Raw genomic sequence first — 24,462 nt, 5'->3', positions numbered from 1 at the left:
TCCGGAGCCGCGTCTTCGGTCGCGGCCCCGGCCCGGGCGCGTCCGCCGCCTCCGTCACGGAGCCGGGGACCCCTCGGGGTCCCGAGGCCGCCGAGGCTCCCGACGTGCCCGACGTGCCGGAGGGGCGGACCGTCTACGGTGGGCGCATGGACACCGCCGCACGGACCGGCATACCAGGCCCCGACGACCCGGCGCGCGCCCGGGCCTTCCTGACCGCCTTCGCGCGACGGAAGGCCGCCCGGACGGCGGACTTCCCCGGCGGCTTCGCCGCCCTCGACGACGCCCACGCCCTCTCGTACGGCGACAACCACCTGCTCGTCGACGGCCCGACGGACCCGGAGCTGCTGCCCGGCCGGGCCGAGGAGCTGCTCGGCCACCTGCCCCACCGCGCCGTGCAGGTGATCGGCGAGGAGGCCGGGCGGGCCTGCGCGGAGCCGCTGAAGCGGGCCGGCTACACCCACGCCGAGGTGCTCGTCATGGTCCACACCGGACCCGTCCCGGAGCGGGCCGGCGCCCGCGAGGTGGAGCTGCCCGCGCTGCGCGGCCCGGTCGCCGAGAGCTGGCGGCACTTCCTCCCCGGGGCCGGCGAGGAGGTGGTGCGGACGCTGGTCGAGCGGCGGGCGGCCCGCCGCAGGGGCGCCCCCGACGTACGCTTCCTCGCCTCGCACGACGAGTGGGGCGAGGTCGTCTCGTGGGGCGACCTGTACCTGGACCCGGCCACCGGCACGGCGCAGGTCGAGGACCTGGTCACCTCCGTGCCCCACCTCGGGCGGGGGCATGGCGGGGCGGTCCTGGACACCGCGCTGCGGCTCGCCGCGGAGGCGGGCTGCCCGACCCGCTTCCTGACGGCCTTCGCGGACGACTGGCCGCGCCGCTGGTACGAACGGCGGGGCTTCGTCGCCGTGGACACCGTCCACTGTTTCGAACGCGCGTAGACCGGACGGGAGTTCGGCGGAACGACGATACGTAACAGAGACCGCGCGTACGACTGCCGTACACCTCCGCTTCTGAGACTGTTCTGTCATGGCGCAGTACGCACTCGTGGGGACTGCCGACGGCCGGAGACCCCGGCTCGGTCGGCCCGTCGGCGTTTCACGGTCCGCGGCGGCGGTGGGCGGCGTGGCGCTGCTCCTGCCGGACGGCGAGCCGGTGTCGGGGCGCCGGGCCTCGGCCAGGGCGCACGCGGCCGCACTGCCGCTGGGGCGCGAACTCGCCCGCGCGGGACGGTCGGAGGGCCTGGTCGCCCAGGTCGTCCGGTACCGGGGCCGGGGCTGGAACGGCACCGACGCGGACCTCGCGGCGGACGCCTCCTGGGCGGTCGCCGAGGCGGTGCGGAGGTACGGCGACGTACCGGTCTGTCTGGTCGGCCACGGGATGGGCGCCCGGGCCGCGCTGCGGGCCGCCGGGCACCCGGCGGTCGGCGCGGTGCTCGCGCTCGCGCCGTGGCTGCCCGAGGAGGACATGGCCGCCGAACCCGAGCCCGTCCGGCAGCTGGTGGGGCGGCGGGTGCTCATCGTGCACGGCACCAACGACGCCCGGATCGACCCCGAGCTGTCCTTCCGCTACGCGGCCCGCGCCAAGAAGGCGAACCGGGAGACCTGCCGCTTCGAGGTCCACACGGACGGGCACGGGCTGCGCCAGTACGCCGACGAGGTGCGCGCCCTCGCCGCCGACTTCGTCCTCGGCGCGCTGTTCGCCCGCCCCGTCACCCGCCCGCTGACGGACGCGATGGCGGCCCCGCCGCCGATCGGCCTCCGGATGCCCCTGGCGGCCGGGTTCGGCGCCGGCTCACGCCGGCGCTGAGTCCTCCCGGGGCGGCTGCGACCCCTTCGGGAGGAGATGGCCGCGGCGGCTCAGCAGGAACCTCTTGAAGGCGGCCACCGGGGGCGTGTCCGGGTGGCCGTCCAGCCAGGCCACGCCGATCTCGCGGACCGCGCGCGGAGCGGTGACGGTCAGTTCGACGACACCGGGGCGGGCCACGGCCGGCGGCGGCAGCAGCGCCACCCCGAGGCCGGCCGCGACCAGACCGCGCAGGGTCTCGGCCTCCTCGCCCTCGAAGGCGATCCGGGGCGTGAAGCCGGCCTCCGCGCACAGGTCGTCGGTGATGCGGCGGAGCCCGTACCCCGGTTCCAGGGTCACGAAGGTCTCCTCGGCCGCCTCGGCGAGCCGGATGCGGCGGCGGCCCGCCAGCCGGTGGTCGTCGGGGACGACGAGCCGCAGCCGCTGCTCGTCGAGGCGGCGGCCGACCAGATCGGGCGCGTCCGGCACGGGCGAGGTCAGGCAGAGGTCGAGCTCGCCGGCGCGGAGCCGTTCGATCATCGCCTCGCCGTAGTTCTGGACCAGGGTGAACCGGACCTTCGGGTGGTCCACCCGGAAGGCCCGGATCAGCGCGGGCACGGTCTCCGAGCCCATGGTGTGCAGGAAGCCGAAGGCGATCCGCCCGGCCGTCGGGTCGGCGTCGGCCCGCACGGTGTCGGCGGCCCGCTCGACCTCGGCCAGCGCCCGCTCGGCGGCGGCCAGGAAGCGCCGGCCCGCCGGGGTGAGCGCGACGGTCCGGCCGCGCCGGGCGAACAGCGCGACCCCGAGGTCCGCTTCGAGCCGGACCATCGCCCGCGACAGCGTCGACTGCGGCACGCCCATCTCGGCCGCCGCCCTGGTCACGTGCTCGTGCCGGGCCACCGCCGCGAAGTACGCGAGCCTCGGCGCGAGCAGCTGCCCCATGTCTTCTTCGTTACTGTTCGGTGACAGCCGCGGCTGTGACCTGTACTCATGCGCCATGGGAACGATTACAGCAGTTCCGTGCATTGGACGCATGAAGCGGAGCGTCCTACGTTCGAGACATGCCTTCCGCCAGTACCAAGGCGGACGCGTCACCCGCGTCCGCCGACACCCGCCTCGCCCCGGGCGCCCCCGGCCACCGCCGGATGAGCCTCGCGCTCTTCGCCGCCGGTCTGGCCGCCTTCGCCCTCCTCTACTCCACCCAGGCCCTCCTCCCCGCGATCTCCGCCGAGTTCGGCGCGACCGCCTCGGCCGCCTCCTGGACCGTCTCCGCCGCGACCGGCGCGCTCGCCCTGTGCGTGCTCCCGCTCAGCGCGCTGTCGGAGCGCTTCGGCCGGCGCGCGATGATGACGGCCTCCCTGACGGTGGCGGTCGGCGTCTCCCTCCTGGTGCCCTTCGCGCCCAGCCTGGAGGTGCTGATCGCGCTGCGGGCGGTGCAGGGCGCGGCCCTGGCCGGACTGCCGGCCTCGGCGATGGCGTACCTGGCCGAGGAGGTACGGCCCCGGGCGCTGATCGGCGCCATCGGCCTCTTCGTCGCGGGCAACTCGATCGGCGGCATGAGCGGCCGCCTCGTGACCGGCTGGGTCGCCCAGATGTGGGGCTGGCGTGCGGGTCTGGCCGCCGTCGGTCTGACCGCCCTGGCGTGCGCGCTCGTCTTCCGGGCGCTGCTCCCGAAGGCCCGGCACTTCTCCCCCGCCACGCTCGACCCGCGGACGCTCGCGGCCACCGTGAAGGGGCACCTGGCGGACCCGCTGCTGCTGCGCCTGTACGGGATCGGCGCGCTGTTCATGACGGTCTTCGGCGCCGTCTACACGGTGATCGGCTACCGGCTCGCGGAGGCTCCGTTCTCGCTGCCGCAGGGCGTGATCGGCTCGATCTTCCTCGTCTACCTGGTCGGTACGGTCTCCTCCGCGACGGCCGGCGGGCTCGTCGGCCGGCTGGGCCGGCGCGGGGCGCTCTACCTGGCGGTCTCCACCACCACGGCGGGCCTGCTGCTCTCGCTCTCCGACTCCCTGGCCGCCGTCCTCGCGGGCCTGGTCCTCATCACCGCCGGCTTCTTCGCCGGCCACGCGGTGGCCTCGTCCTCGGTGAGCCGGACCGCGAAGACGGGCCGGGCGCAGGCGTCGGCGCTCTACCAGTCGGCGTACTACCTGGGCTCCAGCGCGGGCGGCACGCTCGGCGCGATCGCCTTCCACGCGGGCGGCTGGGCCGGGACCGTCGGGATCGGTCTGGTGGCGGTGCTCGGCGTCGTCTCGATCACCCTGTACGGGTCGCACAGCGCGCGCGTCGAGGCGCGGCGGATCCGCCCGGTGACGGCCTGAGCACGCCTGTGTGACCGTACGGTCACGACTCGGGGCCCGGTGCAACCGGGCCCCTCCCCCGCACGTCTCGAATGTCAGGACTCTAGGGGGAGTTGACGATCATGAACCGATTCGCGAACCGGGCGGGGAAGAGAGCCGGCATAGCCGCCGGCCTCACCTCGCTGCTCGTACCGGCCGCTCTCGTGCTGGGCGCCTCGCCGGCCCAGGCCGCGTCGTGCAACGTGACGACGGGCCCGCACCAGAAGCAGGTCGAGAAGTTCCTCGGCCGCACCGCCGACGGGCGCCAGTCGCTCGCCGACTGCAAGGCCATCCAGGCGTTCCAGCGCAAGCACGGCATCACGCCGTCCGCCGGCTACGCGGGCCCGCTGACCTGGCGCACGATGAACACGATGCTCCAGCAGAAGGCGGCCGGGACCAACCCGAACAAGGACCGCAAGTGTCCGACCAACAAGGGCCGGATCGCCTGCGTGGACCTCACGCGCCAGCTCAGCTGGATCCAGGACGGCTCGCGCCTCAAGTACGGCCCGGTGCCGGTGCGCACCGGCAAGAACGGCACCGAGACCCGTACCGGCCTGAAGAAGATCTACTGGCGGAACATCAACCACTGGTCGACGCTGTACAACGTCTCGATGCCGTACTCGCAGTTCTTCGACGGCGGCCAGGCGTTCCACTCGACCACCAAGTCGATGTGGAACCCGCCCGGCTCCGGCGGCTGCGTCAACATGCGCTCGGCCGACGCCAAGGCGTACTGGAACCTGCTGCGCAACGGCGACGACGTCTACGTCTACGGCCGCAAGCCGGGAACCTGACCCGGTTGTCGGTGCGCTGCGGTAGCTTCGCTCTCACCGGTGCCGAACTCCGGCGCCGGTGAGGGCTGAGTGGGGACGCGATGGGCGAGACCGCCGTGGTGACGACCGATGAACTCGACAAGTACCGGCGAGAGCTGACCGGTTACTGCTACCGGATGCTCGGTTCCTCCTTCGAGGCGGAGGACGCGGTCCAGGACACGATGGTGCGGGCCTGGAAGGCCCTCGACTCCTTCGAGGGGCGCTCGTCCCTGCGGTCCTGGCTCTACCGGATCGCCACCAACGTCTGCCTCGACGCGCTCAACGCGGGCAACAAGCGGGCGCGGCCCATGGACCTGACCGGGCCGACGCCCGTCGCGCAGGCGCAGCTCGTCAAGCAGCCGGAGATCACCTGGCTGGAGCCGATCCCGGACGGGCGGGTGATGCCGACCGCGGGCGACCCCGCGGAGGCGGCGCTGCACCGGGAGACCGTCCGGCTCGCCTTCGTCGCCGCGCTCCAGCACCTGGCGCCCAAGCAGCGGGCCGTGCTGATCCTGCGCGAGGTGCTGGCCTGGAAGGCGAGCGAGGTCGCGGAGCTGCTCGGCACCTCGGTCGCCTCGGTGAACAGCGCGCTCCAGCGGGCCCGGGCGACCATCGCCGAGCAGGCCCCGGCCGAGTCCGACGCGGCGGACCCGCTCGACGAGGAGCAGCGGGCGCTGCTCGACCGGTACGTGGCCGCCTTCGAGGGCTACGACATGCAGGCGCTGACCGCGCTCCTCCACGAGGACGCGACCATGTCCATGCCGCCGTTCGACCTGTGGCTCCAGGGCCACGACGACATCGTGGGCTGGATGCTGGGCGTCGGCGACGTCTGCCGCGGCTCGAAGCTGGTGCCGACGGTCGCCAACGGCGCGCCGGCCTTCGCCCACTACCACCCGGACCCCGAGGGCGGTTACAGCCCGTGGGCCCTGATCGTCCTGGAGGTGCGGGACGGCAAGGTGGCCGGGATGGACTTCTTCCTGGACACCCCGCGCTGGTTCCCGCTCTTCGAGCTGCCGGAGCGGCTTGAGGCGTAGTCCTTCAGAGGAACTCGTCGAGTCCGGTGAGACGGAGCAGGGCGGTGAGCTCGGGCCCTGCTCCGTCGAAGGTCAGCCGGTGGCCGTGGCGGCGGGCCGTGAGGGCGAGGCGGGCCAGGGCGTCGACCGCCGCGAGGCCGTACGCCTCCGCGTCGACCAGGCACCGGACCTCCCCCGGCGGCGCGGCGGCGAGCCCCGCGCAGAGCCGGGCGACCTCCTCGCGGGTGGGCGAGGCGGGCAGGGTCATGACGAGCGGCTGACTGGTGTCCACGCCATGGTGACCGGGCGGGGCGCCGGAACTCATCGCGTGAGAGGCTCGTGATCATGACTTCTCACCCCGTCGAACTGGTGATCTTCGACTGCGATGGCGTTCTGGTGGACAGCGAGCGGCTCTACTGCCGGGTGGACCGGGAGGTCTTCGCCGAGCTGGGCGCCGAGTTCACCGAGGCGGAGCTGGTGGAGCACTTCGTGGGCTCGCCGCGGGAGATCTGGACGGCCCTCGTGGAGGAGCGCCGGGGCCGCCCGCTGGAGCCGGGCTGGCAGGAGCCGTACCGGATCCGGTACGAGACGGTGCTGGACGCCGAGCTGACGGCGGTCGAGGGCATCACGGAGGTGCTGGACGCGCTGGCGGTCCCGTACTGCCTCGCCTCCAACGGCAGCCACGGCGAGATCGGCCGCAACCTGACGCGCACGGGCCTGCTCGAACGCTTCGAGGGGCGCGTCTTCAGCGCGCGTGACGTGGCCCGCGGCAAGCCGGCCCCGGACCTCTTCCTGCACGCCGCCGCCGCGATGGGGGTGCCGCCGGAGCGGTGCGCGGTGGTGGAGGACAGCCCGTACGGCGTCCGCGCGGCGCGGGCGGCGGGCATGAGGGCGTACGGCTACACGGGCGGCCTCACTCCGGCGCACCGCCTGGAGGGCCCCGGCACGGTCGTCTTCACGGAGATGCGGGAGCTGACGGGGCTGCTGGGCGGCTGAGGACGGGAACGCGTACGGGCCCGGCGCGGGTGCGCCGGGCCCGTTCGCGTTGCGGTCGGCCGTTACGCGATGCGGTCCAGGACGATCGGGGTCGGCTCGAAGTCCGTGCCCTCGGGGGCGATGTCCCAGGCGGCGTCCAGGGACTTCAGGGCGTAGTCGAACTTCTCCGGGGTGTCCGTGTGGAGGGTCAGGAGGGGCTGGCCCGCCGTGACCGTGTCGCCGGGCTTGGCGTGGAGCTCGACGCCCGCGCCCGCCTGCACCGGGTCCTCCTTGCGGGCGCGGCCGGCGCCGAGGCGCCAGGCGGCGATGCCGATGTCGTAGGCGTCGAGGCGGGTCAGGACGCCGGAGGCGGGGGCGGTGACGACGTGCTGCTCGCGGGCGACCGGGAGGGTCGCGTCCGGGTCGCCGCCCTGGGCCGCGATCATCCGGCGCCAGACGTCCATCGCGGAGCCGTCCTTGAGCGCCTTCGCCGGGTCGGCGTCCTTGATGCCGGCCGCGGCGAGCATCTCGGCGGCGAGGGCGATCGTCAGGTCGACGACGTCCTTCGGTCCGCCGCCCGCGAGGACCTCGACGGACTCGCGGACCTCCAGCGCGTTGCCGGCGGTGAGGCCGAGCGGGGTCGACATGTCGGTGAGGAGCGCGACCGTCTTCACGCCGCTGTCGGTGCCGAGGGCGACCATGGTGGAGGCCAGCTCGCGGGCGTCCTCGATGGTCTTCATGAAGGCGCCGGTGCCGACCTTGACGTCGAGGACGAGGGAGCCGGTGCCCTCGGCGATCTTCTTCGACATGATCGAGGAGGCGATCAGCGGGATCGCCTCGACGGTGCCGGTCACGTCGCGGAGCGCGTACAGCTTCTTGTCCGCGGGGGCCAGGCCGTCGCCGGCCGCGCAGATGACCGCGCCGGTGGTGTCGAGGACGTGCAGCATCTCCTCGTTGGAGAGCAGGGCGCGCCAGCCGGGGATGGACTCCAGCTTGTCGAGGGTGCCGCCGGTGTGGCCGAGGCCCCGGCCGGAGAGCTGCGGGACGGCCGCGCCGCAGGCGGCGACGAGCGGGGCGAGCGGGAGGGTGATCTTGTCGCCGACGCCGCCGGTGGAGTGCTTGTCGGCGGTGGGGCGGGAGAGCGCGTCGAAGTTCATGCACTCGCCGGAGGCGATCATGGCCGCCGTCCAGCGGGCGATCTCGTCGCGGTTCATGCCGTTGAGCAGGATCGCCATCGCCAGGGCGGACATCTGCTCGTCGGCGACCGCGCCGCGGGTGTAGGCGTCGATGACCCAGTCGATCTGCTCGGGGCTCAGCTCGCCCTTGTCCCGCTTGGTGCGGATGACGGAGATGACGTCCATGTCGTGGTGCCTCTTTCTACGCGCATAGAGGGGGGAACGGGAGGAGCGGCCCTTCCATCGTGCCGGAAGGGCCGCTCCGGTGTGCTACTTCGCCAGGTGGTCGGGGCCGAACGCCTGCGGCAGCATCTGGGCCAGGGTGAGGAACCCGGCGGGCGTCTCCAGGACGAGTTCGGGCCCGCCGAACTCGTGCAGGAGCTGCCGGCACCGGCCGCAGGGCACCAGCGGCTCGCCCCGGCCGTCCACGCACACGAAGTGGGTGAGCCGGCCGCCACCGGTGGCCTGGAGCTGCGAGACCAGGCCGCACTCGGCGCAGAGCCCGAGCCCGAAGGAGGCGTTCTCGACGTTGCAGCCGGAGACCGTCCGGCCGTCGTCGACGAGGGCCGCCGCGCCGACCGGGAAGCCCGAGTACGGGGCGTAGGCGCGGGCCATCGCGGCCCTGGCCTCCTTCCGCAGGGCTTCCCAGTCCGGCTCGGTGACGGGCGTCGTCACTTGCCCTGGCCCTTCCGGTAGGGCAGGCCGTCCGCCTTCGGCATCCTCAGCCGCTGTGCGGACAGGGCCAGCACGAGCAGGGTGGTGATGTACGGGGCCGCGTCGACGAACTGGCTCGGGACCTCGTCGGTCAGCACGTACCAGAGGAAGAAGCCGACCGCGAAGACGGCCGAGATCACGGCGGGCACGTACTTCTTCTTGTACAGCTGCCAGGCGGCGGCGAGCACCAGGAGGATCGCGACGAGCAGCAGCAGCGCGTGGACGTTCTCGGCGCCGCCGCGGATCTTGAGGCTGTCGGTGAAGCCGAAGAGGCCGGCGCCGAGCGCCATGCCGCCGGGCATCCAGTTGCCGAAGATCATCGCGGCGAGACCGATGTAGCCGCGGCCGCCGGTCTGGCCCTCCTGGTAGATGCCGGTGGCGACGATCGCGAGGAAGGCGCCGCCGAGGCCGGCGAGCGCGCCGGACATGGTGACCGCGATGTACTTGTACTTGTAGACGTTGACGCCCAGGGACTCGGCGGCGACCGGGTTCTCACCGCAGGAGCGCAGGCGCAGGCCGAAGGCGGTGCGCCACAGCACCCACCAGGTGGCCGGGATGAGCAGGATCGCGACGACGGTCAGCAGCGACAGGTCGGTGACCAGGCCGCCGAGGATGCCGGCGAGGTCGGAGATCAGGAACCAGTGCTTCTGCTGGAGGTCCTGGAGCCAGTCGGACAACCCTGGGATGGTGATCTGGGTGATCTGGTCGATGCGCGGGGACTGCTTGGAGGAACCGCCCTCGGCCTCGCCGAAGGTGAAGTTCGACAGGTACATCGTGAAGCCGGCCGCGAGGATGTTGATCGCCACACCGGAGACGATGTGGTTCACGTTGAACGTGACCGTGATGATCGCGTGCAGCAGACCGCCGATGGCTCCGCCGAGGAGGCCGAAGAGGACGCCCACCCAGGGGCCCCACTGGTAGCCGGCCCAGGCACCGAACCAGGTGCCGAGGATCATCATGCCTTCGAGGCCGATGTTGACCACGCCCGCGCGCTCGGCCCACAGACCGCCGAGGCCGGCGAGGCCGATCGGGACGGCGAGGCGGAGGGCGCCGGACACCTGGCCGACGGAGGTCAGGTCCTCGGCGCCGGAGACGACGCGGACGAGGGAGAAGAGGACGAGGCCGGCCGCGACGATCAGCAGGATCCAGGGCCAGGTGAGCTTGCGGCGCCCTGCCTTCTGGGGAGCGGCACTCGGCTTGGCGACGGTACCGGTGCTCATGCCGAGACCTCCTTGTCGGTCTTGATGGCGCCGCCGGCGGCCAGCTCCTCGCCGACCTTCTGCTGCTGACGGCGGGTGCCGTAACGGCGGACGAGTTCGTAGGAGACGACCACGGCGATCACGATGATGCCCTGCATGATCTGCGTGATCTCCTTCGGGTAGCCCTCGACGTCGAGCGACGAGGACGCCTTGTCGAGGAACGCGAAGAGCAGGGCGGCGAAGAGGATGCCGACCGGGTTGTTCCGGCCGAGCAGCGCGATCGTGATGGCGGTGAAGCCGACGCCGACCGGGAACGAGAGGCTGTACGTGTGGGTGTCGCCGAGCAGCGTGGGCATGCCCGAGAGGCCGGCGAGACCACCGGAGATGAGCATCGAGGTGAGGATCATCTTCTTGGCGTCGACACCGCTGGCCTGCGCCGCCGACTCGCTCTCGCCGGTGGCGCGCAGGTCGAAGCCGAAGCGGGTGCGGTTGAGGACGAACCAGTAGACGACGCCGAGGGCGAGCGCGACGAAGGTGAAGCCGTAGATCTCGCCGTTGCCCTGGCCCATGTCGATGCCGGGGAACCAGCCGGACTCGGCGATCTCACCGGTGGTGAGGTCGTTGGAGCCCTCGGGCTGGACGCCGAGGTTGGCCGGCAGGATCAGCCAGGCGATCAGGGAGGTCGCGATGGCGTTCAGCATGATCGTGGAGACGACCTCGGAGACGCCCCGGGTGGTCTTGAGGATGCCGGCGATGCCGGCCCAGAAGGCACCGGTGAGGGCCGCGACGACCACGATCAGCAGGATGTGCAGCGGACCGGGCAGCTCGACCGAGGCGCCGACCACGGCCGAGAGCATCGCGGCGAGGCGGTACTGGCCGTCGACGCCGATGTTGAAGAGGTTCATCCGGAAGCCGATGGCGACGGCCAGGGCTGCCAGGTAGTAGATCCCCGTCTGGTTGACGATCAGGACCTGGATGTCCGAGTACCCGGCGTTCTCGATCATCAGCTGGATCGGCTCGATCGGGTCGAGACCCGTCGCGAGCAGCACCAGCATGGTGAGGACGAACGAGGAGACCAGCGCGAGCACCGGGCCGGCGGCCCCGATGATCAGCTTGTCCTTGTCGATCTTCTTCATCGGGCGTCACCGTCTTCGGACTGCTCGGTGCCTTCGAGGTGGCCGGTGGCCGCGCCGGTCATGGCGGAGCCCAGCTCCTCGGGCGTGATGGTGGCGGGGTCCGCGTCCGCGACGAGCTTGCCGCGGTACATGACCCGGAGGGTGTCGGAGAGGCCGATCAGCTCGTCGAGGTCGGCGGAGATCAGCAGGACCGCCAGGCCCTCGCGGCGGGCGTCCCGGATCGCGTCCCAGATCTGGGCCTGCGCGCCGACGTCCACACCGCGGGTGGGGTGGGCGGCGATCAGGAACTTCGGGTGGTGGCTCATCTCGCGGCCGACGATCAGCTTCTGCTGGTTGCCGCCGGAGAGGGAGGCCGCGGTCACGTCGATGCCCGGGGTGCGGACGTCGTACTCGCGGACGATCCGCTCGGTGTCCTTGCGGGCGGCCTTCGGGTCGAGGATGCCGCGCCTGGAGTTGGGCGCCTCGGTGACGTGGCCGAGGATGCGGTTCTCCCAGAGCGGGGCCTCCAGGAGCAGGCCGTGGCGGTGCCGGTCCTCGGGGATGTAGCCGATGCCGCCCTCGCGGCGCTTGCGCACGGAGACCTTGGAGATGTCCTCGCCGTCGAGCGTGATGACGCCCCCGTCGGGGGTGGCCATGCCCATCAGGGCCTCGATGAGCTCGGTCTGGCCGTTGCCCTCGACGCCCGCGATGCCGAGGATCTCGCCCTTGTGGATGGTGAGCGAGATGTCGTCGAGCAGCTTGCGGCCGGCCGCGACCTCCTGGACGACCGTCGTGCTCGACGGGTCCGCGGGGGCGGCGGTGGTCAGCGGGGCGCCGGTGCCGCCGCCCTCCAGGAGGGTGAGGTTCTCGACCCGGAGCATGGCGACGTCGGTGACGGTCGACTCGCGGGTCTCCGGGGAGGGCAGCTCGCTGCCGACCATCAGCTCGGCGAGCTGCTTGGTGGTGGCGGTCTTGGGGTCGGCGGTGCCGACGGTGGTGCCGCGCCGGATGACGGTGATGTCGTCGGCGACCTTCAGGACCTCGCCCAGCTTGTGCGAGATGAAGATGACGGTGAGGCCCTCGGCCTTGAGCTCGCGCAGGTTGTCGAAGAGCGCGTCGACCTCCTGCGGGACGAGGACGGCGGTCGGCTCGTCGAGGATGAGGATCTTGGCACCGCGGTAGAGCACCTTGAGGATCTCGACGCGCTGCCGGTCGGCGACGCCGAGGTCCTCGACGAGGGCGTCGGGGCGGACGCCGAGGCCGTACGCGTCGGAGATCTCCTGGATCTTCTTGCGGGCCTTCGCGCCGATGCCGTACAGCTTCTCGCCGCCGAGGACGACGTTCTCCAGGACGGTGAGGTTGTCGGCGAGCATGAAGTGCTGGTGCACCATGCCGATGCCGCGCGCGATGGCGTCGCCGGGGCTGGCGAAGGTGACCTGCTCCCCGTCGATCGCGATGGTGCCCTCGTCCGGCTTCTGCATGCCGTAGAGGATCTTCATGAGGGTCGACTTGCCGGCACCGTTCTCACCGATGAGGGCATGCACGGTGCCCTTGCGGACGGTGATCGCGATGTCCTTGTTGGCGACGACGCCGGGGAAGCGCTTGGTGATGCCGTGGAGTTCCACGGCGGGGGGGCTGGACGCGTTGATGACGCACTCTCCTTGGCCGAAAGGAGTGGGAGCGGAGGGCAGGGCGGGGCGAAGTTATCGTGCCGGTGCGACATCTACACGCGTAGCGCTGCCGGAAAGTGAAAACCCGTACGGGAATGGGCCCGGGGCCCGGTACCGGTGGGAGTCCCACCGGGGCCGGGCCCGCGGGCAACTGGTCGTGACCTGCGCGCCTTACGGGGCGGTCTTGACCGTGATCTTGCCGTCGATGATGTCCTTCTTCGCCTTGTCCACCGCGGCGATGAGGTCGGTCATCTCCTTGTACTTCGGGTTGGAGTCGGCCAGGGCGACACCGTCGGTGGCGAGGCCGTAGCGGACCTCACCGGTCTGCGGCTTGCCGTCCTTGACCGACTTGATCAGGTTGAAGACGGAGTCCGAGACGTCCTTGGTGACCGAGGTCAGGATCGCGTCCTTGTACTCGGCGAGACCGGCCTGGTTGTACTGGTCGGAGTCGACGCCGATGGCCCACTTGCCGGCCTTGGACGCGGCCTCGATCGAGCCGGAGCCGGCGAGACCGGCGGCGGCGTAGATCACGTCGGCGTTCTTGTCGAGCTGGCCCTCCGCGGCGGCCTTGCCCAGGTCGGGCTTGGCGAAGCCGTCAAAGTTCGGCGGCTGGGTCAGGTACTGGGTGAGCACCTTCGCCTTGGGGTTGGTGTCCTTGACGCCCTGGACGTAACCGGCCTCGAACTTCTTGATCAGCGGGACCTCGACACCGCCGATGAAGCCGACCGTGCCGGACTTCGACGCCTTGGCGGCGGCGACGCCGGCCAGGTAGGAGCCCTGCTCCTCGTTGAAGACCATGTTGGCGATGTTCTTGCCGGTCACCGAGGTGTCGTCGATGATGCCGAAGGTCGTGTCCGGGAACTGCGCGGCGACCTTCTTGATGGCGGGGGCGTAGGCGAAGCCGACGCCGATGACCGGGTTGTTGCCGGCGCGGGCCAGCGAGGTGAGGCGCTGCACCTTGTCGGCGTCGCCCTCACCGGACGACGGCTCGGCCTCGGAGCCCTTGATGTCGAGCTCGTCCTCGGCCTTCTTCAGACCCGCGTAGGCGGCGTCGTTGAAGGACTGGTCGCCGCGGCCGCCGATGTCGTACGCGATGGCGGCCTTGGCGGCCTTCGAGTCGGAGCCGGAGCCGCCCTCGGAGGAGGACTTGCCGCAGGCGGTGGCGGAAAGCGCGAGCGCCGCGGAGGCGATGCCCACGGTGGTGATCCTGGTGATCCGGCGCAAGAGGAGGGTCCCTTCAAGACTGACCGAAAGCGCCTCTTCCGGCGCTGGCTTTGCGGCGATCGTAACGCGCGTAGATGTCAGTTAAAGACCCGTTCATGAGTCGTTACCGTATCGACGCGAACCCACCGGTCAGAGTACCCGTACACGCTTCGCGATCAAGGCGCAACCCCGTGTCATCAGCCGAGATGGGGCGCCGGGAAACGGCGGGGGCACCGCTCCCCGCCGGTGGCGGGAGGGCGGTGCCCCTGGGCCGTACGGGTCAGTCGGCGTCGATCAGCGCGGCGGCGGTGAAGAGCTCCACGGCGGTCCGGATGCACCGCTCGTCGACGTCGAAGTCGCCCGCGTGCAGATCGCGGACGCGCCCGTCGCCGGGGGTCCGGACGCCGAGCCGGGCCATCGCGCCGGGCACGTGCTCCAGGTACCAGGAGAAGTCCTCGCCGCCGAGGCTCTGCTCGGTGTCCTCGACGGAGTCGAGGCCGCACCGTGCGGTCATGGCGTCCCGGAGCAGCTCCACGATCACCGGGTCGTTGACGACCGGGGGGACCCCGCGGACGTAGTTCACCGTGGACTTGGCCCGGTGCAGGGCCGCGACCTCGTCCACGGCGGCGTGCACCAGGTCGGGGGCGTCGCGCCAGGCGGGCAGGTCGAGGCAGCGGACGGTGCCGGAGAGCTCGGCGTGCTGCGGGATGACGTTGGGCGCGTGACCGGCCTCGATCCGGCCCCAGGTGACCGAGAGGCCGGCGCGGGCGTCGACCCGGCGGGCGAGCACGGCCGGGACGTCGGTGGCGATCCGGGCGGCGGCGGTCACCAGGTCGGTGGTGAGGTGCGGGCGGGCGGTGTGGCCGCCGGGGCCGTCGAGGGTGATCTCCAGGCGGTCGCAGGCCGAGGTGATGGGGCCGGTACGGATCCCGATCTTCCCGGCGTCCACCTTCGGGTCGCAGTGGACGGCGATGATCCGGCCGACGCCGTCGAGCACACCGGCCGCGACCGCGTCGGCGGCGCCGCCGGGGAGCACCTCCTCGGCGGGCTGGAAGAGCAGCCGCACCGGGCGGGGCAGCCGGCCCGCGCGCGCGAGCTCGGCGAGGACCAGGCCGGCGCCGAGGACGGTGGTGGTGTGCACGTCGTGGCCGCAGGCGTGCGCGCGGTGGGGCACGGTGGAGCGGTACGCGACGGTCTTGGTGTCCGGGATGGGCAGCGCGTCGAGGTCCGCGCGGACGGCGAGCATGGGGCGCCCGCCGTCCCAGGTGCCGATGTCACAGATGAGGCCCGTGCCGCCGGGGAGGACGCGCGGCGCGAGGCCGGCCGCCTCCAGGCGGGCCTTGAGCGCGGCGGTCGTACGGAACTCCTGGTTGCCGAGCTCGGGGTGCATGTGCAAGTCCCTGCGGAAGGCGATCAGTTCGTCGCGCAGGGCGGAGGACAGCGTTCCGGGCAGGGTGAAGGATCCGGGCTCACGGGTCTTCAACTGGTTCACCCTCTGAAGGGTAGGCCCATCCGGTGATCAACTGCCCGTTGATCACCAAAAGTTCAGCCCCTTAGGGGAAAGAATCTCGGTTTGCCGTGCATGGGACACACTCCGTATGGGTATGGTCACCCGAATTCGAGCCGGTCGACCGCGGAACCGGTGCGCGGGGTGAGCCGGTCCACCCCCGCCGCCGTCCCCGCGACGCCCGCGAGGAAGCCCTGGGCCCGCGGCGAGGCGGTGGCCCTCAGCCACTCCGGCGCGATCTCGCAGACCGCGACCTTCACCCCGGTGCCCGCCAGGGCGAGCGGCAGGGTGTGCACCACCGTGGACGGGAAGCTGACGATGGTGGCGCCGATCGGACCGCGCCGGGCGATCAGCTCCAGCGGCAGATCGGGGCGGACCACCTGGAGGCCGGTCTCGACCGCGACCCGGTGCAGCTTCTCCGGCGTCTCGCGGCGGTGCGCGAAATAGCGCGTGGCGCCGTGGGTGCGGGCCAGCTGCCCGACCACTCGGAGGTAGTGCTCCGCGTCGACCACGCCGGTCTCCACGAGCGAGGTGCCCACCAGGTCCGCGCCGCCGGTGAGCGCGGGCGGCCCGAAGCGCTCCCGGGTCCACGCGTAGGCGTTCTCGGTGACCTCGGTGCCCGGCGGCGCCTGCACCGGCAGCGAGGTGAAGATCTCCACGGACCGGCCGGGCCCGGGGGCCAGCCGGCGGCGGGCCAGCGAGGTCACCGGGGCGAGGGCCAGCTCGCGCGGCCCGAGGTCGCCCTTGCGGTGCCAGCGGACCAGCCGCTCCCCGCCCGCGAGCTGGGCGGCGTACTCCATCGTCGCGGTGCCGTCGTCGACGACCGTGACGTGCCGGGGCCCGAAGAGCGTCAGCAGCAGCTGGACGTAGCGGGAGAAGGGGTCGCCGACGATCACGCGCCCGGCGGCGCGCAGCGGCCCGCCGAGCTCCCGCAGGGTGCGCACGAGCGCGCCGCGCCCGGCCCGCGCCTCCTGCCAGTGCACGGCGAAGCCCTCGTCGCGGGCGAGCTGGGCCATCCGGCGCAGCTGGCCCCGCGACATGGGATCGGTCGGTGAGAGGACGACGATCCTGAGGTCGTCGGCGGCGGAGCCCTCCGGCTCCGCCGTGACCGGCGCGGGAGCCCCGTCGGCTCCCGGGTCCGCCGGGGCGGTCGCGGGCGCCGCCGCGGCCGGGGTGGTCCCCCGGCCGCGCGCGTGCGCCCACTCCAGGACGTTCAGGAGCTGGACGGGACTCTCCACGAACGCCAGGCGGCCGGTCATGCGGAGACGGGCTCCAGGACGCGGCGGAGCTTCTTCATCGGGCCGAGCTCCGACTCGTACACCTTCTTGACGCCGTCGCCGAGCGCGGTCTCGATGGTGCGGATGTCGCGGACGAGGCGCTCCAGGCCCTGGGGCTCGACGGAGGCGGCCTGGTCCGAGCCCCACATGGCGCGGTCGAGGGTGATGTGGCGCTCGACGAAGGTGGCGCCGAGGGCGACGGCGGCCAGCGTGGTCTGGAGGCCGGTCTCGTGGCCGGAGTAGCCCACGGGGACGTTCGGGTACTCCTCCTGGAGCGTCTGGATGACGCGCAGGTTCAGCTCCTCGGCCTTGGCCGGGTAGGTGGAGGTGGCGTGGCAGAGCAGGATGTTGTCGCTGCCCAGGACCTCGACCGCGTGGCGGATCTGCTTCGGCGTCGACATGCCGGTGGAGAGGATGACGGTGCGGCCGGTGGCGCGCAGCTCGCGCAGCAGCTCGTCGTCGGTGAGGGAGGCGGAGGCCACCTTGTGGGCGGGGACGTCGAACTTCTCCAGGAAGGCGACGGCCTCGGTGTCCCACGGGGAGGCGAACCAGTCGATGCCGCGCTTCTTGCAGTGCTCGTCGATCTGGCGGTAGTCGTCCTCGCCGAACTCGACGCGGTGGCGGTAGTCGATGTACGTCATCCGGCCCCAGGGGGTGTCGCGCTCGATGTCCCACTGGTCGCGCGGGGTGCAGATCTCCGGGGTGCGCTTCTGGAACTTGACGGCGTCGCAGCCGGCCTCGGCGGCCACGTCGATCAGCTTGAAGGCGTTCTCGAGGTCGCCGTTGTGGTTGATGCCGATCTCGCCGCAGATGTAGACGGGCTGACCGGGACCGGCGGTCTTCGGGCCGAGGGTGCGCAGACGGGTGCTCATGGTGGTGCTTCCTTCAGTTCGGCAGAGGGGTGGGGGTGTTCAGCTCGGGTCCGAGGAGCCAGGCGGCGATCTCGCGGATCGCTCCGAAGCCGCCCGGGGTGACGGTGACCGCGCGGGCCGCGGCCCGGACGGAGTCGTGGGCGCTGCCCACCGCGACGGGCCAGCCGACGAGGTGGAAGCAGGGCAGGTCGTTGACGTCGTTGCCGGCGTAGAGGACGCGCGCGGGGTCGATGGACTCGGCCTCGCACCACTCCTTCAGGGCCAGGTCCTTCCGGTCGATCCCGTGCAGGACGGGGATCTTCAGCTTCCGGGCGCGGGCGGCGACGACGGGGTTCTGTTCGGTGGAGAGGATGAGGACGGGCAGTCCGGCGCGGCGGAGGGCCGCGATGCCGAGCCCGTCGCCGCGGTGGGCGGAGACGAACTCGCGGCCCTCCGCGTCGAGGTGGACCCGGTCGTCGGTCTGGGTGCCGTCGAAGTCGAGGACGACCGCGTCGACGTCGGCGAAGGCCGGGGTGACCGGTGCGTCGAGGAGCGGCGCGAGGGCCTTGGCGCGGGCCAGGTCGTGCGGGTCGTCGATCTCCAGGACGCGGGCCGGGTCGGTGACGACGATCGCGGTGCGGCCGAAGAAGCGGTGCCCGTGGGTACGGAAGCCGGCCGCGTCCATCGCGTAGACGGCGCCGGTCTCCAGGTACTCGGGCTCGCGGTCCTGGCGGCGCGGGCGGTGCGCCTTGTCGTGGTTGACGCCGGTGGCGCCGGTCGGGCTGTCGGCCCCGTCCGAGGGCTCGCGCCAGAGGAAGCCGTGCGAGGGGGCCGCGGTGAAGGCGGTGTCGGCGGCGCCGGAGGTGATCCGGGCGACGGCCTCGGCGACCTCGGCGGAGGTGAGGAAGGGGCTGGTGCACTGGACGAGGAGGACCACGTCGGCGGTGCGGCCGTGGGTGGCCTCGAAGGCGTCGAGGGCGTGCAGCACGGCGGACTCGCTGGTGGCGGTGTCGCCGGCGATCGCCGGCGGGCGCTGGACCGCCTCGGCTCCGAAGGAGCGGGCGGCGGCGGCGATCGCCGGGTCGTCGGTGGAGACGGCGACGTCGGTGACGCCGGCGGCGCCGAGGCAGGCCATGACGGCCCGGCCGACCAGCGGGATCCCGGCGACCGGGGCGAGGTTCTTGGCGGGGACGCCCTTGGAGCCGCCCCGCGCGGGGATGACGGCGAGCACGGTGAGGCTCGGCTTCTTCACGGTCATCACAGTTCTCCGAGGCGTCGGACGACGGGGGCCACGCGCTGGACGCCGTGGCGGTAGGCGCCGCGCGCCGCCTCGCGGACGATCCGGCGCAGTCCGCTGTCGCGGGCCGGCGGCGCGGTGACGTCCAGGCGGTGGCGGGCGAGGATCCCCGGCAGATAGCCGGGGGCCGTCTCTGCGGTGTAGTAGGGGCTGATCGGGGGCAGTTCGGGCAGCGCGAGGAGCTTCGCGACCCGCTCGCGGGCGGCGTCGAAGGCGGAGTCGTACGAGCCCTCGGCGGCGACGCCCTGCCGGGCCAGCCACTCCTCGTCGGGCTCGGGCGCCTCGCCCCGGTCGAGCCGGTCGAAGGAGGTGAGCAGGCCGGAGCCGATGAAGTGGTGGTTGCCGTTGACCTCGCGGACCCCGCAGTCGGTGAGGATCGCGGTGGGGATCCGGCGGTGCAGGGCCTCCAAGGCGGCCGTGGAGGAGACGGTGACCAGCAGGTCGGTGCGGTCCAGGACCTCGCCCATGTGCCCGTACACCAGGCGGAAGTTGGCGGGCGGGTCCAGGTCGCGGACCAGCCGCTGGTACGGGTGCTCCTCCAGGTGCGTGGTGTGCTCGCCGGGCTTGGAGCGGAGCTTGAGGAGGACCTCGCGCTCCGGGTGCAGCCGGGCGTGCCGGACCAGACGCTCCAGGACGTACGCCCGCTCGGCCCGGGTGACCGGTACGGAGGGCTGGGCGGCGAACACCAGGGTGTCGCGGCCCTCTTCGGGGCGGTGCGGGGCGCCGCCGAGGAAGGGCAGCGCGGCCTCGACGACCGACTCGGCGCCCGCGCCGACCCCTTCGTACACGGCGCGGAACCGGTCCGCGTCGTGACGGGAGTTGGCGAGGACGACGTCGGCGCCGTGGCGGAGCAGCAGTCCGTCGGCCAGCTTCTCGTAGACCACGCCGACGTAGCCGGTGACGACGACCGGCCGGCGGGCGAGGCCGAGGTCGGCGAGGCCCTGGAGGACGGCCCGGACGGTGCCGCCGACCAGCGCCAGGACGATCACGTCGTACCGCTCGCCGCGCGCCTCCGCGTCCCGCACCTCGCGCAGGAACTCCGCGCCGGTCACCTCGCGCGGGGCGGCCGTCGAGGCCCCCGTCTCGGCGAGCTGGCGGGCGGTGGGGGTGGCCCGGCCGCGGAGCACGAACCCGGTCGGCTCGGCCGCGGAACCGGTCGATCCGGACGCGGAGCCGGACGTCGGCTCGGCCGCGGAACCGGTCGATCCGGCCGCGGAGCCGGTCGTCGGCCCCGCCGCGGAACCGGTCGGCTCGGCGGGCGCGGCGGTGATGCGGCGCGCGGTGAGCGCTCCCCATTTCCACCGGGTGTCGGAATCCGCGAGTACGGCGATCCGTACCGCTTCACTGGAACTTGCTGGCACGTCGAGGACGCTAGAAGGGCATTCCGGTCTACGGCCCAACTGAGCCGCAACAAACGGTGAACAGCACCTCACCGCGAACTGAAGCGGCCCGGGATTCAGCCGTTGGACGGCCCGAAATCCCCTTGGGTAAAGGCGGTTAATCAGCCCGCCGCTTCGTGTTCACCGAAAATCCCCCGGCCGGTCGGCGGAGCGGCCGGGCGGGCGCCTAGCGTCGGCCGCGTGGTCAAGCTCTCCGTCGTCGTGCCGTTCTTCAACGTGCAGACATACGCCCCCGACACCCTCGCCAGTCTGCGCGCCAACGCCCGCGACGACTTCGAGTTCCTCCTCGTCGACGACTGCTCGTCCGACGACACCCCGGACATCCTGGAACGCGCCGCACGCGAACTGCCCGGCGCCGTCCTGATCCGGCACGAGCGGAACGAGGGCCTGGCGACCGCCCGCAACACCGGCCTCGACGCGGCCCGCGGCGAGTTCATCACCTTCCTCGACGGGGACGACTGGCTCTCCCCCGGCTACTACGGGCGCCTGGTCGGAGCCGCGGAGGAGCTCGGCTGCGACTTCCTGCGCACCGACCACACCTCGGTCACCGGACGCGCCCGCTCGGTCCGCCGGGCGCCCGTCCCGCGCCGCGAGCAGGTCCTCGACCCGCGCGAGGCGATCCTCCCCGCCCACCGCACCACCTCCGTCGACTATCCCTTCGCCTGGGCCGGCGTCTACCACCGCCGGCTCCTCGACCGGGGCCTGCTGCACTTCCCGCACGGCCTGCGCACCGCCGAGGACCGGCCGTGGATCTGGCGGCTCCACCGCGAGGCGGAATCCTTCGCCGCCATCGGCGAACTCGGCGTCTTCTACCGGCGCGGAGTGGCGACCTCGCTCACCCAGATCGGCGACGTCCGGCAATTGGATTTCATCCGCGCATTCGACCAGGTGATCGAGGAGACCGCCCGGGACAGGGAAGCGGACCGCTTTCTCCCGAAAGCCGTCCGCACCTATTGCGCGGTCATCGCCCACCACATCGGCTCGATACAGAAGTTCGAGCCGGACGTGGCCCGGCAGCTCAAGGCGATGAGCGCGGGCGCGCTCCGCCGGATGCCGCAGGACGTCCTCGAACAGGCGCTCACCGCGATGGGCGGCGACCGGGCCGCCGTCCTGCGCAAGCTGCGCCGCCGGCGCCCCGCACCGCCGCCGCCGGCCCCGCCGGGCGGCCGGGGCCCCGCCGGCACGACCCCCTCGGAGGTGGCCGCGTGAGCACGGCCCGTACGACCCAGATCTTCGCCGCCTCCACCCTCTACGGGGCGGTCACGCTGGCCGCCGCCATAGACAGCGGCTGCTTCGGCACCGCCGCCCGGCGGATCCTCCTCGTCACCCACAACGCGCCCGTCCCGGAGACCGCCCCCTCCTTCGACGAGGCCGAGGGCTTCGACCGGATCCGCGACCGCTTCGACGAGGTGGTGTCCTGGAACGAGACCATCTCCCCGCTCCACCCCGGCGGCTGGACCCCGCGCGGCCAGGACGTGCCGATGCTCCAGCGCCACCTCCACAAGCTGTGGAAGCTCGACGGCCGGACCGAGCTGGTCCTGGAGTCCATCCAGGTCACCCCCGCCCTCGCGATCGCCACCCTCCTCCCGGAGGCGGCGATCACCGTCTACGCGGACGGCCTGATGAGCTACGGCCCGACCCGCAACAAGATCGACCCGCTGATCGGCGGCCGGGCCACCCGCCTCCTCCACCTCGACCTGGTGCCGGGGCTGCGGCCGCTGCTGCTCGGCGAGTTCGGCGCGGTGCCGGAGACCGTCCCCGTGGAGGCGTTCACCAAGGCCGTCGCGGAGCTCGCCGGCAGCGACGCGCCCGCCCCCGCCGGCGAGGCCCCGGCCCTCCTCCTCGGCCAGTACCTGGCCGCGCTCCACCTCATGACGGCCGCGGAGGAGGAGGAACTGCACCTGAGCATGGTGCGCGGCGCCGTCGCCCGCGGCCACCGCCGCCTCGTCTTCAAGCCGCACCCCACCGCCCCCGACTCCTGGACGGCCGCGCTCGCCGAGGAGGCGGCCCGGCTCGGCGCCGACCTCTCCGTGGAGACCCGCCCCGTCCTCGCCGAGGTGCTCTACCGGGAGCTGCGGCCCGCGCTCGTCGTCGGCTGCTTCTCGACGGCGCTGATGACCGCCGCCACCTTCTACGGCCTGCCGGTCGCCCGGGTCGGCACCCGGGAGCTGCTCCAGCGGCTCACGCCGTTCCAGAACAGCAACCGGATCCCGCTGACGGTGGTCGACGCGGTCGTGCCGCCGCTGACGCCCGACCCCGAGGACGAGGAGCCGGTGACGGACGCCGCCCGCCTCGACGACCTGGTCGCCGCGGTCGGCTTCGCGATGCAGCCGAACATAAGGCCCGACCTCCGGGAGGCGGCGGTACGCCACCTGTCCGGGCCGTACGCGGAGCGCACCCGGCACCACTTCACCCGGCGCCGGCTCACCGTCCTGGACCTCCCGGGCGGCCTGCCGGTCCCCCGCCACCCCCGGGTCCGCCGCCTGGCCCGCCGGGCGCTGCGCCTGCGCAAGGCCCTGAAGAAGTAGCGCCGCCGGACCGGGCCCGGGACCCGTGCGGAGGTCCCGGGCCCCCGCTCTCACGCGCGGGTGATCGGCTCCTGGAGCTCGGTCACCCAGCCGGCCCGGTCCTCCGGGCACTCCAGGTACAGCTCGCGGGCGTAGCCGGCGGAGGCGTGCCCGTTGACGTCGATCCAGGAGGCGAGGGCCTGCGCGGTCGGCAGGATGTCGTCCATCGGACCGCGGTGGACGACGGTGGCCGCCTCCTCGATGCCCGGCAGCACGTGCACCCGCACCCCGTCGGCCTCCGTACCCTCCGGCACGGTCATCCCGGCGTGCACGACGATCGAACCGTCCCCCTTCCCCGCGTCCTCGTAGTACGCGATCCCCGGCCCGAAACCGGTGACCCCGGCCGCCTCCAGGCGGCCGCACAGCTCCTCGTACAGCGGCCCGATGACGGGCGAGATCGCTTCCGGCTCGAAGCCGGCGGCGACCGCGCTCAGCTCGGCGATCCGCACGGCGGGGATCTTCTTGACGACGACGTCCTGCGTGGACATGCGTCCCTCGCTCTCGATGGCCCGGAGCCTCGCGCCGACCTGGGCGAGCCGCGCCCGCGCCGCCTCCAGGGCCGCTTCCAGCTCGGCCTGGCGCAGTCTCAGCATCCCGCGCAGCTCCTCCGCGCCGATCTCGTCCCCGAGGATGGCCCCCACCTGTTCCAGGGTGAAGCCGAGGTCCTTGAGCGCGATGACACGATTGAGCCGCGCGAGCTGGTCCGCCGTGTAGTGGCGGTACCCGCTGTGCGGGTCGACACGGGCCGGGCGCAGCAGCCCGATGGCGTCGTAATGACGCAGCATCCGAACCGACACCCGCCCATGCCGGGCGAAGTCTCCGATGGTGAACATGACGCCCCCTACGGAACGGCCTCACACGGTGTGAGGGTCAACCGGGTCCGGTCAGGCGGCGCTGCTGAGGGAGAGTTTCACCGCGAAGCCGAGGAAGAGGGCGCCGGCGGCGGAGGTGGCGCCGGCGGAGAGGCGCTTGCGGCGGCGGAAGGCGGCGGCGAGGCGGGTGCCGCTGAAGATGAGGGTCGTCAGGTAGAGGAAGCTGCCGAGCTGGAGCAGGCCGCCGAGGACCAGGAAGGAGAGCGCCGGGTAGGCGTAGGAGGGGTCGACGAACTGCACGAAGAAGGAGATCAGGAAGAGGATCGCCTTCGGGTTGAAGAGGCTGATGATCAGCGCCCGGCGGTACGGGTGCTCGCCGGAGCCGGTCTCCGCGGCGGTGGTCTCCGCGCCGGCGGGTTCGCGGCGGGAGCGCCACATCTCCAGGGCGGCGCGGAGCATTCCGTACGCCATCCAGGCCAGGTAGCCGGCGCCCGCGTACTTGACGATCGTGAAGAGGACCGGGGTGGTCTGGAGGAGGGAGGCCGCGCCGAGGGCGGCCAGGGTCATCAGGATCGTGTCGCCGGTGAAGACGCCGGCGGCGGCCTTGTACCCGGTCCGGGTGCCCTTGCGGGCGGCGACGGACAGCACGTAGAGCGAGTTCGGCCCCGGGAGGAGGATGATGAGGACGAGCCCGGCGAGATAGGTCGGCAGATCGGTGACACCCAGCATGCTGCGGAGTGTCGCACATGGGTACGACTCT

At 72.6% G+C, this 24,462-nt stretch carries 23 protein-coding genes; 8 read left to right on the top strand and 15 right to left on the bottom strand.

Annotated features, from left to right (window positions below):
- Positions 1 to 146 precede the first annotated feature (146 nt).
- A complete protein-coding gene (locus ACIGHB_RS06515; RefSeq protein WP_399910013.1) occupies positions 147 to 935 on the top strand; it encodes a GNAT family N-acetyltransferase in 789 nt (262 codons plus the stop codon).
- A gap of 88 nt (positions 936 to 1,023) precedes the next feature.
- Entirely contained in the window at positions 1,024 to 1,803 is a 780-nt protein-coding gene (locus tag ACIGHB_RS06510; RefSeq protein WP_360316922.1) for an alpha/beta hydrolase, read from the top strand.
- Here the strand turns inward: ACIGHB_RS06510 and ACIGHB_RS06505 are convergent.
- A complete protein-coding gene (locus ACIGHB_RS06505; protein WP_360316925.1) occupies positions 1,789 to 2,778 on the bottom strand; it encodes a LysR family transcriptional regulator in 990 nt (329 codons plus the stop codon). The two genes, ACIGHB_RS06510 and ACIGHB_RS06505, sit on opposite strands and share 15 nt — an antisense overlap.
- A 62-nt stretch (positions 2,779 to 2,840) precedes the next feature.
- Between ACIGHB_RS06505 and ACIGHB_RS06500 the strand changes: the two genes are divergently transcribed.
- From ACIGHB_RS06500 to ACIGHB_RS06490, 3 genes are all read left to right on the top strand, one after another.
- A complete protein-coding gene (locus ACIGHB_RS06500) occupies positions 2,841 to 4,100 on the top strand; it encodes an MFS transporter (RefSeq protein ID WP_360316927.1) in 1,260 nt (419 codons plus the stop codon).
- Between the two features lie 101 nt (positions 4,101 to 4,201).
- Positions 4,202 to 4,909, top strand: coding sequence for a L,D-transpeptidase (locus ACIGHB_RS06495; RefSeq protein WP_360316930.1), 708 nt, complete (start codon positions 4,202 to 4,204; stop codon positions 4,907 to 4,909).
- A gap of 80 nt (positions 4,910 to 4,989) precedes the next feature.
- Entirely contained in the window at positions 4,990 to 5,961 is a 972-nt protein-coding gene (locus ACIGHB_RS06490) for a sigma-70 family RNA polymerase sigma factor (protein WP_399910008.1), read from the top strand.
- A 4-nt stretch (positions 5,962 to 5,965) separates the two neighbouring features.
- On the opposite strand, the gene ACIGHB_RS06485 is transcribed toward ACIGHB_RS06490, so the two are convergent.
- Positions 5,966 to 6,232: an STAS domain-containing protein gene (locus ACIGHB_RS06485; protein WP_399910006.1), complete on the bottom strand. Its 267-nt coding sequence runs from the start codon at positions 6,230 to 6,232 to the stop codon at positions 5,966 to 5,968.
- A 53-nt stretch (positions 6,233 to 6,285) separates the two neighbouring features.
- Here ACIGHB_RS06485 and ACIGHB_RS06480 point away from each other — a divergent pair, with 53 nt between their 5' ends.
- The gene (locus tag ACIGHB_RS06480) at positions 6,286 to 6,936 is read left to right on the top strand and encodes an HAD family hydrolase (protein WP_399910004.1); all 651 of its coding nucleotides are present in this window, start codon (positions 6,286 to 6,288) and stop codon (positions 6,934 to 6,936) included.
- Between the two features lie 62 nt (positions 6,937 to 6,998).
- On the opposite strand, the gene ACIGHB_RS06475 is transcribed toward ACIGHB_RS06480, so the two are convergent.
- From ACIGHB_RS06475 to ACIGHB_RS06425, 11 genes are all read right to left on the bottom strand, one after another.
- Positions 6,999 to 8,276: a thymidine phosphorylase gene (locus ACIGHB_RS06475; RefSeq protein WP_399910001.1), complete on the bottom strand. Its 1,278-nt coding sequence runs from the start codon at positions 8,274 to 8,276 to the stop codon at positions 6,999 to 7,001.
- An 84-nt stretch (positions 8,277 to 8,360) separates the two neighbouring features.
- On the bottom strand, positions 8,361 to 8,765 hold the full coding sequence (locus tag ACIGHB_RS06470; RefSeq protein WP_360316942.1) for a cytidine deaminase: 405 nt from the start codon (positions 8,763 to 8,765) through the stop codon (positions 8,361 to 8,363).
- On the bottom strand, positions 8,762 to 10,024 hold the full coding sequence (locus tag ACIGHB_RS06465) for an ABC transporter permease (RefSeq protein WP_360316945.1): 1,263 nt from the start codon (positions 10,022 to 10,024) through the stop codon (positions 8,762 to 8,764). The genes ACIGHB_RS06470 and ACIGHB_RS06465 overlap by 4 nt, the downstream gene beginning before the upstream one ends.
- Positions 10,021 to 11,139: an ABC transporter permease gene (locus ACIGHB_RS06460; RefSeq protein WP_360316947.1), complete on the bottom strand. Its 1,119-nt coding sequence runs from the start codon at positions 11,137 to 11,139 to the stop codon at positions 10,021 to 10,023. Before ACIGHB_RS06460 ends, ACIGHB_RS06465 begins: the two co-directional genes overlap by 4 nt.
- The gene (locus ACIGHB_RS06455) at positions 11,136 to 12,743 is read right to left on the bottom strand and encodes an ABC transporter ATP-binding protein (protein WP_360316950.1); all 1,608 of its coding nucleotides are present in this window, start codon (positions 12,741 to 12,743) and stop codon (positions 11,136 to 11,138) included. The genes ACIGHB_RS06460 and ACIGHB_RS06455 overlap by 4 nt, the downstream gene beginning before the upstream one ends.
- 216 nt (positions 12,744 to 12,959) lie before the next feature.
- Positions 12,960 to 14,012: a BMP family protein gene (locus tag ACIGHB_RS06450; RefSeq protein WP_399909996.1), complete on the bottom strand. Its 1,053-nt coding sequence runs from the start codon at positions 14,010 to 14,012 to the stop codon at positions 12,960 to 12,962.
- Positions 14,013 to 14,271: 259 nt separating this feature from the next.
- Complete coding sequence (locus ACIGHB_RS06445) at positions 14,272 to 15,483, bottom strand: amidohydrolase (RefSeq protein WP_360316956.1); 1,212 nt, start codon at positions 15,481 to 15,483, stop codon at positions 14,272 to 14,274.
- Positions 15,484 to 15,599: 116 nt separating this feature from the next.
- A complete protein-coding gene (locus ACIGHB_RS06440; RefSeq protein ID WP_399909992.1) occupies positions 15,600 to 16,757 on the bottom strand; it encodes a hypothetical protein in 1,158 nt (385 codons plus the stop codon).
- Positions 16,754 to 17,647, bottom strand: coding sequence for an N-acetylneuraminate synthase family protein (locus tag ACIGHB_RS06435; protein WP_360316962.1), 894 nt, complete (start codon positions 17,645 to 17,647; stop codon positions 16,754 to 16,756). The genes ACIGHB_RS06440 and ACIGHB_RS06435 overlap by 4 nt, the downstream gene beginning before the upstream one ends.
- 13 nt (positions 17,648 to 17,660) lie before the next feature.
- Complete coding sequence (locus ACIGHB_RS06430) at positions 17,661 to 18,884, bottom strand: cytidylyltransferase domain-containing protein (protein ID WP_399909989.1); 1,224 nt, start codon at positions 18,882 to 18,884, stop codon at positions 17,661 to 17,663.
- Entirely contained in the window at positions 18,884 to 20,284 is a 1,401-nt protein-coding gene (locus tag ACIGHB_RS06425) for a DUF6716 putative glycosyltransferase (RefSeq protein ID WP_399909986.1), read from the bottom strand. The genes ACIGHB_RS06430 and ACIGHB_RS06425 overlap by 1 nt, the downstream gene beginning before the upstream one ends.
- Positions 20,285 to 20,503: 219 nt before the next feature.
- On the opposite strand from ACIGHB_RS06425, the gene ACIGHB_RS06420 reads away from it, so the two are divergent.
- Together ACIGHB_RS06420 and ACIGHB_RS06415 are read left to right on the top strand one after the other, a co-directional pair.
- Positions 20,504 to 21,532, top strand: a complete 1,029-nt coding sequence (locus ACIGHB_RS06420; protein WP_399909983.1) for a glycosyltransferase family 2 protein — start codon at positions 20,504 to 20,506, stop codon at positions 21,530 to 21,532.
- Positions 21,529 to 22,851 carry a polysialyltransferase family glycosyltransferase gene (locus ACIGHB_RS06415; protein WP_399909980.1) on the top strand — a complete coding sequence of 441 codons (1,323 nt, stop codon included), beginning with the start codon at positions 21,529 to 21,531 and terminating at the stop codon, positions 22,849 to 22,851. Before ACIGHB_RS06420 ends, ACIGHB_RS06415 begins: the two co-directional genes overlap by 4 nt.
- Positions 22,852 to 22,901: 50 nt before the next feature.
- Here ACIGHB_RS06415 and ACIGHB_RS06410 read toward each other — a convergent pair whose 3' ends face one another.
- Both ACIGHB_RS06410 and leuE read right to left on the bottom strand, forming a co-directional pair.
- Entirely contained in the window at positions 22,902 to 23,723 is an 822-nt protein-coding gene (locus ACIGHB_RS06410) for a MerR family transcriptional regulator (RefSeq protein ID WP_399909977.1), read from the bottom strand.
- Between the two features lie 51 nt (positions 23,724 to 23,774).
- Positions 23,775 to 24,431, bottom strand: coding sequence for a leucine efflux protein LeuE (gene leuE / locus ACIGHB_RS06405; protein WP_360316981.1), 657 nt, complete (start codon positions 24,429 to 24,431; stop codon positions 23,775 to 23,777).
- Positions 24,432 to 24,462: the final 31 nt, after the last annotated feature.

This window comes from Streptomyces sp. NPDC085460, assembly GCF_044541975.1.
Taxonomy (GTDB): Bacteria; Actinomycetota; Actinomycetes; order Streptomycetales; family Streptomycetaceae; genus Streptomyces.
The sequence above is the reverse complement of the archived record's forward strand: the minus strand, read 5'-3'. Positions and strand labels throughout refer to the sequence as shown.

Bases quoted from the DNA above. Each gene is read 5' to 3' on its own strand.
- ACIGHB_RS06515 (WP_399910013.1), top strand. From the start codon at position 147: ATGGACACCGCCGCACGGACCGGCATACCAGGCCCCGACGACCCGGCG.
- ACIGHB_RS06510 (WP_360316922.1), top strand. From the start codon at position 1,024: ATGGCGCAGTACGCACTCGTGGGGACTGCCGACGGCCGGAGACCCCGG.
- ACIGHB_RS06505 (WP_360316925.1), bottom strand. From the start codon at position 2,778: ATGGCGCATGAGTACAGGTCACAGCCGCGGCTGTCACCGAACAGTAAC.
- ACIGHB_RS06500 (WP_360316927.1), top strand. From the start codon at position 2,841: ATGCCTTCCGCCAGTACCAAGGCGGACGCGTCACCCGCGTCCGCCGAC.
- ACIGHB_RS06495 (WP_360316930.1), top strand. From the start codon at position 4,202: ATGAACCGATTCGCGAACCGGGCGGGGAAGAGAGCCGGCATAGCCGCC.
- ACIGHB_RS06490 (WP_399910008.1), top strand. From the start codon at position 4,990: ATGGGCGAGACCGCCGTGGTGACGACCGATGAACTCGACAAGTACCGG.
- ACIGHB_RS06480 (WP_399910004.1), top strand. From the start codon at position 6,286: ATGACTTCTCACCCCGTCGAACTGGTGATCTTCGACTGCGATGGCGTT.
- ACIGHB_RS06475 (WP_399910001.1), bottom strand. From the start codon at position 8,276: ATGGACGTCATCTCCGTCATCCGCACCAAGCGGGACAAGGGCGAGCTG.
- ACIGHB_RS06465 (WP_360316945.1), bottom strand. From the start codon at position 10,024: ATGAGCACCGGTACCGTCGCCAAGCCGAGTGCCGCTCCCCAGAAGGCA.
- ACIGHB_RS06460 (WP_360316947.1), bottom strand. From the start codon at position 11,139: ATGAAGAAGATCGACAAGGACAAGCTGATCATCGGGGCCGCCGGCCCG.
- ACIGHB_RS06440 (WP_399909992.1), bottom strand. From the start codon at position 16,757: ATGACCGGCCGCCTGGCGTTCGTGGAGAGTCCCGTCCAGCTCCTGAAC.
- ACIGHB_RS06435 (WP_360316962.1), bottom strand. From the start codon at position 17,647: ATGAGCACCCGTCTGCGCACCCTCGGCCCGAAGACCGCCGGTCCCGGT.
- ACIGHB_RS06430 (WP_399909989.1), bottom strand. From the start codon at position 18,884: ATGACCGTGAAGAAGCCGAGCCTCACCGTGCTCGCCGTCATCCCCGCG.
- ACIGHB_RS06410 (WP_399909977.1), bottom strand. From the start codon at position 23,723: ATGTTCACCATCGGAGACTTCGCCCGGCATGGGCGGGTGTCGGTTCGG.
- leuE (WP_360316981.1), bottom strand. From the start codon at position 24,431: ATGCTGGGTGTCACCGATCTGCCGACCTATCTCGCCGGGCTCGTCCTC.